Annotated in this window: 13 protein-coding genes and 1 pseudogene; 2 read left to right on the forward strand and 12 right to left on the reverse strand. The window is 43.4% G+C overall.

What is annotated here, in order from left to right; all coding sequences use genetic code 11:
• Positions 1–194: 194 nt before the first annotated feature.
• Together dapA and ligA are read right to left on the reverse strand one after the other, a co-directional pair.
• On the reverse strand, positions 195–1088 hold the full coding sequence (gene dapA / locus M1B78_RS14440; RefSeq protein ID WP_005827769.1) for a 4-hydroxy-tetrahydrodipicolinate synthase: 894 nt from the start codon (positions 1086–1088) through the stop codon (positions 195–197).
• Positions 1089–1191: 103 nt separating this feature from the next.
• Positions 1192–3189, reverse strand: coding sequence for an NAD-dependent DNA ligase LigA (gene ligA / locus M1B78_RS14445; RefSeq protein ID WP_257941048.1), 1998 nt, complete (start codon positions 3187–3189; stop codon positions 1192–1194).
• Between the two features lie 89 nt (positions 3190–3278).
• Between ligA and trmD the strand changes: the two genes are divergently transcribed.
• Entirely contained in the window at positions 3279–3956 is a 678-nt protein-coding gene (trmD, locus tag M1B78_RS14450) for a tRNA (guanosine(37)-N1)-methyltransferase TrmD (protein ID WP_005837186.1), read from the forward strand.
• Between the two features lie 93 nt (positions 3957–4049).
• Here the strand turns inward: trmD and M1B78_RS14455 are convergent, their stop codons facing one another.
• The 5 genes from M1B78_RS14455 to M1B78_RS14475 form a co-directional block, all read right to left on the reverse strand.
• Complete coding sequence (locus tag M1B78_RS14455; protein WP_009038379.1) at positions 4050–4961, reverse strand: dihydroorotate dehydrogenase; 912 nt, start codon at positions 4959–4961, stop codon at positions 4050–4052.
• Positions 4949–5725 carry a dihydroorotate dehydrogenase electron transfer subunit gene (locus M1B78_RS14460; protein ID WP_257931724.1) on the reverse strand — a complete coding sequence of 259 codons (777 nt, stop codon included), beginning with the start codon at positions 5723–5725 and terminating at the stop codon, positions 4949–4951. Before M1B78_RS14460 ends, M1B78_RS14455 begins: the two co-directional genes overlap by 13 nt.
• Positions 5726–5843: 118 nt before the next feature.
• Positions 5844–6305, reverse strand: a complete 462-nt coding sequence (locus tag M1B78_RS14465) for a helix-turn-helix domain-containing protein (protein ID WP_257931725.1) — start codon at positions 6303–6305, stop codon at positions 5844–5846.
• Positions 6306–7171: 866 nt separating this feature from the next.
• Positions 7172–8191, reverse strand: a complete 1020-nt coding sequence (gene holA, locus M1B78_RS14470; protein ID WP_136010112.1) for a DNA polymerase III subunit delta — start codon at positions 8189–8191, stop codon at positions 7172–7174.
• A 37-nt stretch (positions 8192–8228) separates the two neighbouring features.
• A complete protein-coding gene (locus M1B78_RS14475; protein WP_136010113.1) occupies positions 8229–9005 on the reverse strand; it encodes an AMP nucleosidase in 777 nt (258 codons plus the stop codon).
• 65 nt (positions 9006–9070) lie between these two features.
• Here M1B78_RS14475 and M1B78_RS14480 point away from each other — a divergent pair, with 65 nt between their 5' ends.
• Positions 9071–9520 carry a type I restriction enzyme HsdR N-terminal domain-containing protein gene (locus M1B78_RS14480; protein ID WP_257931727.1) on the forward strand — a complete coding sequence of 150 codons (450 nt, stop codon included), beginning with the start codon at positions 9071–9073 and terminating at the stop codon, positions 9518–9520.
• Between the two features lie 34 nt (positions 9521–9554).
• Here the strand turns inward: M1B78_RS14480 and M1B78_RS14485 are convergent, their stop codons facing one another.
• From M1B78_RS14485 to M1B78_RS14505, 5 genes and pseudogenes are all read right to left on the reverse strand, one after another.
• On the reverse strand, positions 9555–10445 hold the full coding sequence (locus M1B78_RS14485) for a CblA family class A beta-lactamase (RefSeq protein WP_257941049.1): 891 nt from the start codon (positions 10443–10445) through the stop codon (positions 9555–9557).
• A 56-nt stretch (positions 10446–10501) separates the two neighbouring features.
• A pseudogene (locus tag M1B78_RS14490) lies at positions 10502–10759 on the reverse strand (efflux RND transporter permease subunit); the annotation flags it as partial.
• A gap of 168 nt (positions 10760–10927) precedes the next feature.
• A complete protein-coding gene (locus M1B78_RS14495) occupies positions 10928–11710 on the reverse strand; it encodes a porin family protein (protein ID WP_005837175.1) in 783 nt (260 codons plus the stop codon).
• 25 nt (positions 11711–11735) lie between these two features.
• Positions 11736–12890: a PCMD domain-containing protein gene (locus M1B78_RS14500; protein WP_005837174.1), complete on the reverse strand. Its 1155-nt coding sequence runs from the start codon at positions 12888–12890 to the stop codon at positions 11736–11738.
• Between the two features lie 145 nt (positions 12891–13035).
• Complete coding sequence (locus tag M1B78_RS14505) at positions 13036–13875, reverse strand: zinc ribbon domain-containing protein (protein ID WP_005827804.1); 840 nt, start codon at positions 13873–13875, stop codon at positions 13036–13038.

The raw sequence follows: 13875 nt of genomic DNA on the forward strand, positions 1-13875 counted from the left end.
GGATTGATATTGCTTAATTTAACCGTAAAGATAATTCACTTTCGCGTATTAACATAATATACCCACAGGGTTTTCGGACTGATCCGAAAAAAGAAGAAGTTAATTTCGTGTTTTCACGAAATTAACTTCTTGCATATCTGATATTAATATGTTGTATACTGGAAATTAATATCTTATAAGGGCGGTATAAGGCCTTAACATTTAATGTTCAATTCATCCAGAATCTTGCGCATAGCTTCGAAAGTGGTGATTCTGGTCGGCACCAATGGCAGACGGAGCTTGTTCTCAATCATTCCCATTACGTTGAGCATGGCTTTTACTCCGGCAGGGTTACCATCTACAAACAGAAGCTTGAATAATTCGGCAAATTTGTGGTGAATGGTCAATGCATTGGCGTAGTCTCCTTGCAGTGCCAGGCGTACCATACGGCTGAACTCACGTGGGAACGCGTTTCCGATGACTGAGATGATACCGACGGCCCCTAGGGTAATCAGAGGGAAGGTAATGCCGTCATCACCTGAAATAACGTCGAAATTGGCCGGTTTGTTTTTGATGATGTCATCCATCTGCGTGATGTCGCCCGAAGCTTCTTTGACGGCTATCACATTCTTGAAATCGCGTGCAATGCGCAGGGTTGTTTCCGCCTTCATGTTCACACCGGTACGACCGGGGACATTATAAAGCACAATCGGCAAATCAGTTGCTTCCGATATGGCCTTATAATGCTGATATATACCCTCTTGCGAGGGTTTGTTGTAATATGGAACAACGGAAAGAATAGCATCTACTCCGGTGAAATCGTCATTTTTCAGTGTTTCCACTATGGCACGGGTGTTGTTTCCGCCTACGCCCAGCAGGATGGGAATTCTTCCGTTCACCCGCTCGATGACCATTTTCTTGATTTTCTTTTTCTCCTCTTCGGTCAGAGTCGGAGTTTCTGCTGTGGTGCCGAGTACGCACAAAAAGTCGGTATTGTTTTGAAGTTGATAGTCTACCAAACGCATCAACGCATCGTAGTCAACGCTTTCATCCTCTTTAAATGGAGTAATCAGCGCTACCCCCATTCCTTTCAATCTTGTCTGTATCATGAGTATTATAAAGTAATCTCTAATTAAATGACTCGCAAAAGTACGATTTTTTTCGATTTACCCTACAAATATAAGCCATAAAAAAGCTTTTTGTGGAAATCTGTTAGGATATCAATGTCAAAAACTCATCTTCGCTCATAATCTTAACTTCCAGTTTCTGTGCTTTCTCCAGTTTGGCAGGTCCCATATTTTCTCCGGCCAGGATAAAGCTGGTTTTGGAGGAGATGCTGCCGACGTTTTTTCCACCGTTTTTTTCAATCATCTCTTTGTATTCGTCCCGTGAGTGATGAGTGAATACGCCGCTGATGACGATGGACTGACCCGCCAGTTTGTCGGTGTATCCGCTGAGGTCTTCTTCCGTCCGGTGGAGTTGCAGGCCGTTTGCTTTCAGCCGTTCCACCAGCTCTCTGTTGGCGGGATTGGAGAAATAAGTTATGATGCTCTGCGCTATTTTTTCACCAATTTCATCGATGTTTTTCAGCTTTTCGATATCCGCGTTTTCCAGCTCTTCGATGTCCGTAAAGGACTTGGCTATTTTCTTGGCAACTGTTTCTCCCACGAAGCGTATGCCCAGTGCAAAGAGTACTCTTTCGAATGGCACTTCTTTACTTGCCGCGATACCGTTGACTATGTTTTCTGCCGATTTTTCGCCCATTCGTTCCAGGTTTTTGATGTCGTCGGTTTTGAGCTGGTATAAATCTGCAGTATCGTTTATCAGCCCTAATCGGTAGAACATATCTACGGTTTCAGGTCCCAGTCCGTCTATATTCATGGCTTTGCGGCTGATGAAATGCTCTATCTTCCCTTTAATCTGCGGAGGGCAAGCGGTTTCATTAGGGCAATAGTGGGCTGCTTCTCCTTCAAAACGTATCAGTTTACTGCCACATTCGGGACAATGAGTGATGAACTTCACTTTTTCACCGATAAGCATACCGCGGGCATCCTTATCGACTCCGGTTATTTTTGGGATGATTTCACCGCCTTTTTCCACATACACCATGTCGCCTATATGCAAGTCCAGTCCTTCGATAATATCTGCATTGTGCAGAGAGGCACGTTTCACAATGGTGCCGGACAGTTGCACGGGGTCCAGATTGGCAACCGGAGTCACTGCACCGGTACGTCCTACCTGATAGGTGACTTTGTTCAGCCGTGTCAGTGCACGTTCTGCCTGAAATTTGTATGCGATGGCCCATCGGGGGGACTTCGCTGTGAATCCCAAATTCTTCTGTTGTTTTAAACTGTTGACTTTTAACACAATACCATCAGTAGCCACCGGAAGATTCTTACGTTCTGTATCCCAATAATTGATATATTCGAAGACTTCCTCCAGGCTGTGGGCTTTTCTGGTGTGCTCTGATGTTTTAAATCCCCAGCTGGCGGCGGCTTGCAGATTCTCGTAATGGCCGTCACAGGGCAATTCCTCTCCCAATAGATAGTAGAGATAAGCATCCAGCTTTCTGGATGCTACGATAGCGGAATTCTGCAATTTCAATGTACCGGAAGCAGCATTGCGCGGATTGGCGAAAAGCGGTTCCTCACGTGCTTCCTTTTTCCGGTTCAGTTCTTCGAAGACCACCCAGGGCATCAGAATTTCCCCTCTGATTTCGAATGACTTAGGATAATTCCCATGGAGTACCAGCGGAATCGTCCGGATTGTCTTCACATTATCCGTCACGTTATCGCCCTTTTCACCGTCGCCACGGGTGACGGCACGCACCAGTTTGCCGTCCTCGTAAGTCAACGAGATGGAAGTGCCGTCATACTTCAGCTCGCAGCAGATTTCAAAATCTTCGTTCAGTGCTTTCTTTACCCGTTCGTAGAAGTCGGTCACTTCACTTTCGGAATAAGTGTTTCCTAATGAAAGCATGGGATATTTGTGTGCCACTTGTGTGAAATTCTTGTTCAAATCACTTCCTACACGCATCGTGGGCGAATTATCATCTTGGTATTCAGGATGTTTTTTCTCTAACTCTTGTAGCTCGCGCATGAGGTCGTCAAACTCCTTATCGGATATTTCAGGAGCATTCAGCACATAATAATTGTAGTTGTGCTGGTGTAATTCCGCACGGAGCTGGTCTATTTTTTCTTTTACAGTCATAGGGTTTTCGGATTGTTTGAACGCAAAAATACGGGTTTCTCCCCGAATATTTGTACTTTTGCAGCTTGAAATAGCTAAAATAAAGTTATATGCGCATTGACATTATCACAGTTTTGCCGGAGATGATTGAGGGATTCTTTAACTGCTCCATTATGAAACGTGCTCAAAATAAAGGGCTTGCAGAGATACATATCCATAATCTTCGTGATTATACGGAAGATAAGTACCGTCGTGTAGACGATTATCCGTTTGGCGGCTTTGCCGGAATGGTCATGAAGATAGAGCCGATAGAGCGGTGTATCAACGCCTTGAAGGCCGAGCGGGATTACGACGAGGTTATCTTTACGACCCCCGATGGTGAGCAGTTCAATCAGCCGATGGCAAATACTCTTTCCCTTGCCCAGAATCTCATCATTCTCTGCGGGCATTTCAAAGGGATAGATTACCGGATTCGCGAGCATCTCATCACCAAGGAAATCAGTATCGGCGACTATGTGTTGACTGGCGGAGAACTGGCGGCGGCTGTCATGGCAGATGCCATCGTCCGTATCATTCCGGGAGTGATTTCCGATGAGCAGTCTGCACTTTCAGATTCTTTTCAGGACAATCTGCTGGCCGCACCGGTCTATACACGTCCCGCTGATTACAATGGATGGAAGGTTCCGGATATTTTACTCTCCGGACATGAGGCCAAGATTAAGGAATGGGAGCTGCAACAGTCGTTGGAAAGGACCCGTAGATTGCGTCCGGATTTGTTGGGAGAGTAAGTTTACTGATGTAAATAAAAAGAAAAAGGACATTCGTCAATGAATGTCCTTTTTTATGAATATATATTGCGAATGGCAATCTCTTGTTATTCTTTATACCTCGAGTGCACCGATAATATCCTTTATAGACTGATAACCGTGTCTGTCAAGATAGTCATTTATTCCTTCTACCACTTTCACTGTAACCGCCGGATCAATGAAGTTTGCCGTACCAATCTGGATGGCAGAGGCACCTGCAAGCATGAATTCCACAGCATCTTTCCAGTTCATGATACCTCCCAAGCCTATGACGGGGATTTTTACCGCTTTGGCTACTTGCCATACCATACGTAAGGCAATGGGTTTCACGGCCGCACCGGACATGCCACCGGTTACAGTGGAGAGTATCGGACGCCTGCGTTCCGCGTCTATAGCCATTCCCAGCAGGGTATTGATGAGGGAAACACTGTCTGCACCGCCATTTTCGGCTGCGCGGGCTATTTCAGTGATGTCGGTAACGTTCGGGGAGAGCTTTACGATAAGTGTCTTTTTGTAAACTGAGCGCACGGCTTTCACCACTTCTTCGGCGCCCTTGGCGGTAACACCGAATGCCATTCCTCCTTGCTTCACGTTGGGGCAAGAGATGTTCAATTCTATGGCAGGAATTTTGTCAAGTTCATTAATGATTGCGGCTGTTTCGGCATAGTCTTCGATGGCAGAACCCGAAACATTCACAATCATGTTGGTCTGAATGTCCTTGATGCGGGGATAGATGTGTTCAACAAAGTAATGAACACCCTTATTTTGCAGTCCCACAGCGTTTAACATACCCGAAGGAGTCTCTGCCATGCGCGGATATGGATTGCCTTCACGTTTGTGAAGAGTGGTTCCCTTTACAATAATACCGCCTATTCGCGATAGTTCGATGAAATCGGCGAATTCTTCACCATATCCGAATGTTCCGGATGCAGTCATCACCGGATTATTCATTTGTAATTCACCAATATTTACACTTAAATCTGCCATAATAGTTTGTTTATATTAAAAACCGGACCTTCTTTACATACGCACAAATGACCTTCTGTGGTATTTTCTACACAGCATAGACAAGCGCCTATGCCACACGCCATCATATTTTCCAAAGATACTTCGCAACTGATGCCTTTACTTTTGGCATACTTTGCTACTGCCATCATCATCGGTTTCGGACCGCAAGTATATATCTGCTCGAAGCACACCTTATCTAATATGGAGTGTTGCGTTACATATCCCTTTTCTCCATGGCTGCCATCCTCAGTAGTGGTATATACCTCGCCATAGGCGGCAAACTGTTCTAATTGAAGCAAGTCCTTGTCACTTCTGGCACCCAGCAGGAATGTTGGCTTGCAGCCTTTCTTGGCAAGCTGTTCGCCTAAATATAACATAGGAGCTGTTCCTACACCTCCGCCTACCAACAAGAGCTTGTCTGAGGCTTTTTCAGGCATTGTGAAGCAGTTTCCCAGCGGAAGCACTACATTGATTATATCGCCTGCTTTTGCTTCGCCTAATCGCTTGGTTCCATCGCCTACAAGTTGGATTAAAAACCAGACTTCATTCCGTTGTCTATCTACATAATTGATGGAGATGGGGCGGCGTAAAAAAGTGGCAGGCGAGCCGTCCACACGAATTTCAGCAAATTGTCCCGGCAGCATTTCCGGAAGCTGGGACGGAGAAGTCAGCTTCAGCAGCACGTAGTTGGCGTGTAAGCGGAGGTTCTCCGTCACTGTCAGATCTAAAATATACTTTTTCATATCTATAAAGAGGGATGTTTTTCTTTTCGGATGCAAAGATAATGTAAACCGAGTGTAGAATAAAATGAACCCGTTTCTTTTTTATGCCGGGGCGTTAGTCTATTTCCATTCTCATTCTTCAATTTTCCGGTTTGAAAGTCTCGTAGGTATTATCATCAAAAAAAATTCTTATTTCAGTGATTTTTCTGGGAGGTCTTTCTTTGTATATAATCTCTTGTTTTACAATTTCTTTAGGCATTTTTGAGGATGTTTCTAATGCAATTTCCGTGCGATTCTCAGTTTCATCCAGCCCGTTGGTCAGATTTTCCGGATTCTCAGCAAATAGAGGATAGTCGAATCCATCATTTTCGGGTGAGTCCGGATTATTACTCATATTGCCTTGGCCGGTAAGCAGCCACTCCAAGTTTATATCATTGTAACGTTGATGCAATCGGAGAATAACTTCCGTACTTGGATATTTGTTACGCGGACCCAAGATGTGGGAAATGGTGGCTTGGGCCACACCGATGCTCTCGGCAAAAGCTCCTGCTGTCAGTTTCTCTCGGTCCATAACCATTTTGAATCTGTCTTTTATGCTCATGGCTTATGTGTTTATTACAATTGTATATGATAATTATTGGATTACAAAAGTAAAAAAACAGCGCCATAAAAGCAAATCAAAAATGTAATATTTTATATTTCACAAATGAAATACTGTTATTACAATATTAATTATTACAAATGCTATAGTAGGAATAATGAGCAAAATAGATATTTATTCAAGGTTTAATAAAATAATATATATGTATGGCTATTAGAGGTGTTATGCTATATTTATTTGGCATAAAATCCTATATTACATTTGTTTTTTGCCAATCCTTCGTATTATATAATCTGATAATTTGATAAAATAATATATATTATTGATATTTGCATAGTTATATCTTATAAACTAGTAGGTTAACCCCTACTCTATTATTTTTGTAAATCATTAGTTTACGGCATTAAATATCGTATTTTACATTTGTATTTTCAAATGTAATATCACGGTTGTTATATAATATTTTTAAATGTAGTGATTATGTAATGTCATATATTTACAATAGTAAATACTTGTAGTTGCAGATTACAACTATCGTACTCATGAAAAGCATGACAGATTCTTTTTATACCGATTTAAAGTCAGAGTGATTTTTACATTCCTCCTTACTAAGAAGAAAAAATGTGACATGAATAAGAAAATAAGATTCTCTCTTTATTGTCTGTTCTTCAGGATTTGAATCCTCGCCTTATTTCCGCATAAGTGGTCGATTCGTCGTGAAAAAACAATTCTCAAGGCTTATAAATGAGTGTAGTATATTGTGAATATGAGAGTTATCTCTTATTCTCTTGTCTGTATTGAAGGATGAAATAGAAAAAAGGGGGATAAATCCCCCTAAAAATAACAGAATGGTAGCAAATCAGTCGTTAGTGTAGAATCTTAAAGACCAGTTCCCGGAGGATATCTCCATCGCTTAGAGAGGAATTTCCTACTCCTTTGGATTTGGCATCTGAATATCGAATCTCTCCGATTATCTGCATGGTCTTTACACCGCTATAGCGACGCATGGCACTTAGGTATTCGCGAGACTGCCAGGGAGTTTTCAAGCCTATGAAGCCGGCAATGCCCTGCTCTGTTTTTTCGGGGGCATAGTATGCCAACATCAAGTTGGAGAAGAAACCGAAAAGTAAAGATAAAGTCATTTGAATAGGGTTTGTTTTCGGATTTTCTTCAAAATATTTTATTATTTTATTGGCCTTTAGTATATCTTTTTCTACGATGGCACTGCGAAGTTCAAAGTTATTATAATCCTTGCTGATTCCGATGTTGCGTTCTATCTGTTCGGGGGTGACGCGTGTCTGACCTTTTGGAAGAGTTATAATCAGTTTTTCCAGTTCTCCCGTAAGGCGGCTGAGGTCCGTACCTACGAAATCGGCAAGCATGGAGGTGGCTTTGGGTTCCAAGTCTACACCTTTGCGCTTCATGTATGAGGTGATGAATGCCGGTAACTGGGCATCCTTCACCTTCTTGGATTCGAACAAGACCCCCACCTTTTCTATTTCGGCAGCCAGTTTCTTCCTTCTGTCCAGTACTCCATGTTTGTGGCATAGGACAAGAATAGTGGAATTCAACGGCCTTTGCAGGTAGTATGAAAGTTCTTCCATGTTGCGGATGGCTTGTGCCTCTTTTACAACTACGACTTGGCGTTCGGACATCATCGGATAGCGCTTGGCCGCATTGATGACGGTAGCTATATCCACGTCTGCACCGTAAACTACGGTCAGGTTGAATTCCTTTTCGGTGTCAGTGAGAACGTTATCTGTGATATAGTCGGAGATGAGGTCTATGTAATACGATTCCTCGCCCATAAGATAGTAGATGGGGCGATATTGCTTGGCTCTCAGCTCCTTTAGAATATCATCACATGTGGTTTCTTGTTTTGCCATATATAAAGTAAAAGTGCTACGGGATGCCCATAAGGGACTACCAGTCGAATTTCAAGTGTTTTACGGTTTTTTTCTCATCAATAATCATGCGCAGGGATGCAATGCCGATTTCAACATGCTCATTTACATAGTTCTGGGTAACCAGATTGTCGCTCTTGTCGGTTTTTACACCTTCCGGAATCATCGGTTGGTCTGAAACCAACAGAAGGGCTCCCGTGGGAATATGATTGGCAAAACCACAACTGAACAAAGTCGCTGTCTCCATATCAACGGCCATGGCACGGGTTTTCTTCAGATATTCCTTGAATACCTCGTCATGTTCCCAGATGCGGCGGTTGGTGGTGTATACGGTACCAGTCCAGTAGTCGCGAGCATAGTCGCGGATGGCAGAAGAAACGGCGCGTTGCAACATAAATGCCGGGAGTGATGGAACTTCGGGTGGGAAGTAGTCGTTGGAAGTACCCTCGCCACGGATGGCGGCTATGGGAAGGATAAGGTCTCCTATTCTATTTTTCTTGTCTATGCCCCCGCACTTGCCCAGAAACAGACATGCCTTGGGTTTGATGGCGCTTAACAAGTCCATGATAATGGCGGCATTAGGGCTTCCCATGCCGAAGTTGATGATGGTCATTCCTTCCGCACTGGCAGATATCATGTTGGCATCTTTACCGAAAATGGGAACATTGAACTTTTCTGCGAAAATCTCTACGTACTTGTTGAAGTTGGTCAACAGAATGTACTCTCCAAAATCCTCCAGGTTACGTTTTGTGTAACGGGGCAGCCAATTGGCTACGATTTCTTCTTTTGTTTTCATAAGATTTCATTAAATTTGTGTTCCCAAAAGACGGGGAACCATTATTTAACTTACAAATGTAGTAAATGTTATCGTTAAACCTACCAGCATTCGATACTAAAATTGCCGTAAGAGACGGAAAAAATGTTATTTTCGATGTAATCCGTCGTCGTTATGTCGCCTTGACACCCGAAGAATGGGTACGGCAGCACTTCGTTCACTTTCTTCTTGTTCACAAGGGGTATCCGCAAGCGCTTATGGCAAATGAGGTGCAGGTACAGCTGAACGGTACAAAGAAACGCTGTGATACAGTGCTCTATCGGCGTGACCTCACTGCCCGGATGATTGTGGAATACAAGGCCCCCGAAATAGAAATCACCCAAAAGGTTTTCGACCAGATTACTCGCTACAACATGGTGCTGAAAGTGGATTATCTGGTTGTCAGCAACGGGCTTCAGCATTATTGTTGCCACATAGATTACGAGCATAACAGCTATACTTTTCTGCAAGATATACCCAAGTATCAAAATTTATAGAAGGAGCTGACGATAGCCTCCTTGTTTTTTAATCTTATCTTATCTCATCGTATACCATGCGTGATATGCGAGCGATGATGTCCGCATTGTCCTCGTCCGTCTCGTATGAGTCCATGACGAAGGCGGCAATGTAGTATTTCCGGCCGTCGGGAAGGATAACGAGTCCGGCATCATTATCCGCAGTTCTCATGCCGTCGGCATTGCGGTCGGAAGAGCCGGTCTTGTGTCCTACCACGGTTTGGGCTGGCAACATACCTTTCAGTTTGTTGGCACCGGTTTCAGTATCTATCATGGTCTGCCATAAGAAGTCTTTCAGCTCCTTGTTGGAGAACAACTCTTTTTCATCGGCCGTTCTCAGTAGTCGGACCATAGCGGAAGGAGTACTCCAGTTGCGGTATACAGCCTCGAAACTGGAGTGCATGTCATCTTCTGTTTCCGAGAGGTTGAAGGAGTCGATACCCAACCTGCGGATATAGTCATTGATATATTTAATACCTCCTACATGTTCTATCAAGATGTCACAGGCATTGTTGTCGCTTTGGGAAATACTGTATTGCATCAGTTTCCTAAGCGTAATCGTAAAATCCTGATTGGGAAATTTCTTCCGAAGGGGGCTGTAGGTATTGGGCAGCATTTGGGATGCCTTTATGGAAACAATGCTGTCCAGACTGATTCCCAGCTTGTCCATCTTGTCCAGTACGGCCAGTGCCACATGGAATTTGAATACACTAAGCAAGGGGAAGTGTACATGGTCGTTATATCGGAGCATATCTCCTTTGTCTGTCCATACGGCTATACCGACGGTGGCTTTCTTGTCTTTGAGTAGACTGTCAATCTGGTTTTCAAGTCTTGATACTTGCAGTGGTCGGATGGCGGTAGCCATGCAAGCGAACAAAGCAAGTATCGTGATGAAATATGCTTTCATGCTTTCAACATTTTATGGGTACGACAAAAAATCAGCATACAAAGATACATTTTTTGTTATGAATTCCTCTTTTTGCTGCTGAACTTTTCCTGCAACTTCTGCACCAATTCGTAGAAATTCGGGATATAGACCGTGGCGAGCAAGGTATTCAGTGCCATATCGAATACTACGGCACCTTCCCGGTGCGATGCGGTTTCCCGCTCCTGCTCGAGTTGCAAAAAGCTGCAAGCGGCATGACTCCGAATGCGAATGCAAGCGATGCCATCAGGATAGGTCTGCAGGCAGATATGCTCTGTCTGGAACGCCGCATCGCGGTTGGCTTTCTGTGCCATAGCCGCAGGACATAGGCATAATATGAGCAACGCAGTGCTCCAAGCTTTTATATTCATAAATAAAGGTTTAGGTGGTTATCTTTTTATGGGATTGATAACAACCTAAACCTTTATTTGTTTATGAGTATTTACTCGGTATACCCGAGTATCTTAGAAGGCATACCCGAAACCCACATTCAAGTAGATGGGATACATGGCAAAGGTAATTGTATTGAAATCTTTCTTGAAAATATCATTCAATCCCCATGTAAGGTCGGCAAATACACTCAGATGTTTGAAGGCACGCCAGTCTACACCAGCTTGCACGCCCCAGGCAAACTTGCGCAAGTCATCCGAAAAGTCGTAAGTGGCAATGGCACCGTCGGAGAAGTTTACCTTTTCTCCGGTGGAGTCTCCTTCACGCAAATAGCCTTCATATACATGTCCGGAGAATTCCTCATCCATCAGATATGAGACATATATACCTGCTTTGGCCCGCAATCGTGAGTTGATTTTATATGCACCCAGCACGGGGACGGTGATGTAGGCATTGCGTACTTTAGTTTTTACTCCCCCGGTCCAGTTGCCTTTCAAACGGTTACCGTCATTTCCTATGATTTCCATGCCATAGTTCTTTACTGTCGCTTTGGTAATCATATTTTTGGTTTCCAGTCTTACACCGGTTATTACACCCCATTTTTTTGTTTTGCCCAACCATTTGATGGCATTTCCTTCCAGCATAAAGGCTAAGGTAGGATTATAGGCATCGATACTTCGTATTTCTACGGGTAATGGAAGCGGAGAAGTGCCGCCGATACTGACACCGGCCCTTATTTCATATTCCCAACCGTGTAGAGCGGCGTTTATAAGCGTACGGTTCTGGTTTTCTTGAGCGTATAAGGCAGTCTGCATACATCCCACCAGTACGATAAATGCTAATATTTTCTTTATCATGTTGTATTCCAATTCTATATGATTCTTATTCGTAAATCAGTTCCACTTCGTCTATAAGTAAAGTGCTTCCTGGAGCACCCTCAAAAGTGGCACCATCCTTGCTTGAGGCAAATATGATGCCTATCTTATATTCTCCTTTAGCCAGTCTGGCTTCGTCAATCTTCTTTCCGTACCGTTGGTAGTCGAAAGGTATATCAAAGAATTTCCATTCGTCTCCTTCTGTTTCTTGCGGATTGGAAACTAAAGCAAGAGCCACCATGCTGGAGTGTTCGTAGTTTTGATTCGGCAGATTTCCATCCAGTGTTACATCTGTCCCCTTTCCTGCACTGTCATATTTTACTCCATCATAAAATATTGCATAGATATTGAATATATCTTTTCGGGAGGTATATTCGCCATTTTCATAAAATTGTTCTCCGGCCTTATACTTATAGTATCCAGTCAGTCGTAAAGGTTTATTGTAGAAAGGAGTACCGAAGCGCGTAGCACTAAGCGGATTGGTAATAGCATTCAGCATGTCGAAACTGCCGATAAACAGATTACCGGCGGCGATGGGCATACCTACCATGTTACCTAAGTCGCCAGTGAGGCGTGTTTCCAATTTCACACATTTTCCAGTTTTGCCATTGTCTATTTGGGTAGTAGGATAATCTTCTGTTGCGGCTTCACTCATAGCCCATTTGAATCCCTTATTACCACTTGCCCATGTCAATTCGTTACCGGAATCTTGCTCTTCGTAGAATTCCTGCCATACATTTTGCATGATTCTTACCTTTTCAAAGTGGTATGTGGTCGGAATGTTACTTGCCTTTTGTTCTCTGGCAGTAATGGCGTAGACACGATGCCAGGCCTTGTCTTCCGAAGTGACTGTATATCGTACTGGAGTCGTGAAGTTCTGAACACTCCCACTGGCAGGACTGATGGTAGCTCCCGGAGTCAATTCAAATATGGGGGCCAGACTTGTCATGTCCGTACCTTCTTTCACACTGATCCGTATTGGGTAGGCGTTCTGGCTTTCGTCGTACGACGGGTTCAGATCAATGTATGAATTTGCCAGTACATCTTCTTCAAAAGAGATGCCTGTTATATCAGCTTCAGCATTGGGTGCTTCATCTTTTATGCACGATGCCATCAATATTCCGAAAAGTGAATAGAGTATGAATAATTTGTTTAGTCTCATGCTTTTTAATTTAATTCTATTAATTTTTCAAGCAACAAAACTACTTCTTTTTTCTCTAATAGCAGGTTTTTATGAGCTTATTTAACAAAAAAACGGCAATAGGTGCTTTACTATTGCCGTTTTATATATAGAAAATGTTCTATTTTTAATTATCTGAGCCGATATGTACGATTTTTCTTTTTGCTCTTACTGGCTTTTCCTTTACAACTTCCACTTTCTGTTCGGGAGTTATACCTGCCAATTCCGGGTCAATCATGATACGGCCACAATATTCGCAAACGATAATTTTCTTGCGTGAGCGGATGTCCAATTGTCTCTGGGGCGGAATCTTGTTGAAGCAACCACCGCAAGCATCACGCTGTACGTATACAATACCCAGTCCATTGCGTGAATTCTTACGGATACGTTTGAAGGACTGAAGCAGACGGGGTTCAATCTTTGTTTCCAGTTCTTTGGCCTTGTCTCTCAGCTTCTCTTCCTCTTGCTTGGTTTCGGAGATGATTTCGTCCAGTTCGCTCTTCTTGACGTCGAGGTCTTTTTGTCTTTCTTCCAGCGCAGCAGTGCTTTCTGCCACTTCCTGAGACTTTTCTTCCTCTTGTGCTGCAAATTCCTTGATGCGCTTCTCGCAGAGTTCAATTTCCAATGTCTGGAATTCGATTTCCTTGCTCAAGAAGTCGTATTCACGGTTGTTGCGTACGTTGTCCTGCTGGTCTTTATATTTAGCTACAGAAGCCTTTGCGGTTTCAATTTCAACTTTCTTTCCTGCAATGGAGGATTTCAACTCGGCAACTTCTGCCTTGATTCTGTCTATACGGGTACTCAGACCGGCTATTTCGTCTTCCAAGTCCTGTACTTCCAGTGGAAGTTCACCTCTCAACGTCTTGATTTCATCGATTTTGGACAGCATTGTCTGCAATTGGAACAAAGCTTTCAACTTCTGTTCTACGGTCAATTCCTGAGGATCTTTTTTTGCTTCTTTAGCCAT

It is taken from the genome of Bacteroides muris (ex Fokt et al. 2023) (assembly GCF_024704895.1).
GTDB lineage: Bacteria > Bacteroidota > Bacteroidia > Bacteroidales > Bacteroidaceae > Bacteroides > Bacteroides muris.

Excerpts from the sequence above, each read along its gene's own strand:
- M1B78_RS14480 (WP_257931727.1), top strand. The coding sequence starts at position 9,071 with ATGTTATCGTTAAACCTACCAGCATTCGATACTAAAATTGCCGTAAGA.
- dapA (WP_005827769.1), bottom strand. The coding sequence starts at position 1,088 with ATGATACAGACAAGATTGAAAGGAATGGGGGTAGCGCTGATTACTCCA.
- M1B78_RS14475 (WP_136010113.1), bottom strand. The coding sequence starts at position 9,005 with ATGAAAACAAAAGAAGAAATCGTAGCCAATTGGCTGCCCCGTTACACA.
- trmD (WP_005837186.1), top strand. The coding sequence starts at position 3,279 with ATGCGCATTGACATTATCACAGTTTTGCCGGAGATGATTGAGGGATTC.
- ligA (WP_257941048.1), bottom strand. The coding sequence starts at position 3,189 with ATGACTGTAAAAGAAAAAATAGACCAGCTCCGTGCGGAATTACACCAG.
- M1B78_RS14485 (WP_257941049.1), bottom strand. The coding sequence starts at position 10,445 with ATGAAAGCATATTTCATCACGATACTTGCTTTGTTCGCTTGCATGGCT.
- M1B78_RS14495 (WP_005837175.1), bottom strand. The coding sequence starts at position 11,710 with ATGATAAAGAAAATATTAGCATTTATCGTACTGGTGGGATGTATGCAG.
- M1B78_RS14465 (WP_257931725.1), bottom strand. The coding sequence starts at position 6,305 with ATGAGCATAAAAGACAGATTCAAAATGGTTATGGACCGAGAGAAACTG.
- M1B78_RS14460 (WP_257931724.1), bottom strand. The coding sequence starts at position 5,725 with ATGAAAAAGTATATTTTAGATCTGACAGTGACGGAGAACCTCCGCTTA.
- M1B78_RS14500 (WP_005837174.1), bottom strand. The coding sequence starts at position 12,890 with ATGAGACTAAACAAATTATTCATACTCTATTCACTTTTCGGAATATTG.
- holA (WP_136010112.1), bottom strand. The coding sequence starts at position 8,191 with ATGGCAAAACAAGAAACCACATGTGATGATATTCTAAAGGAGCTGAGA.
- M1B78_RS14455 (WP_009038379.1), bottom strand. The coding sequence starts at position 4,961 with ATGGCAGATTTAAGTGTAAATATTGGTGAATTACAAATGAATAATCCG.
- M1B78_RS14505 (WP_005827804.1), bottom strand. The coding sequence starts at position 13,875 with ATGGCTAAAGAAGCAAAAAAAGATCCTCAGGAATTGACCGTAGAACAG.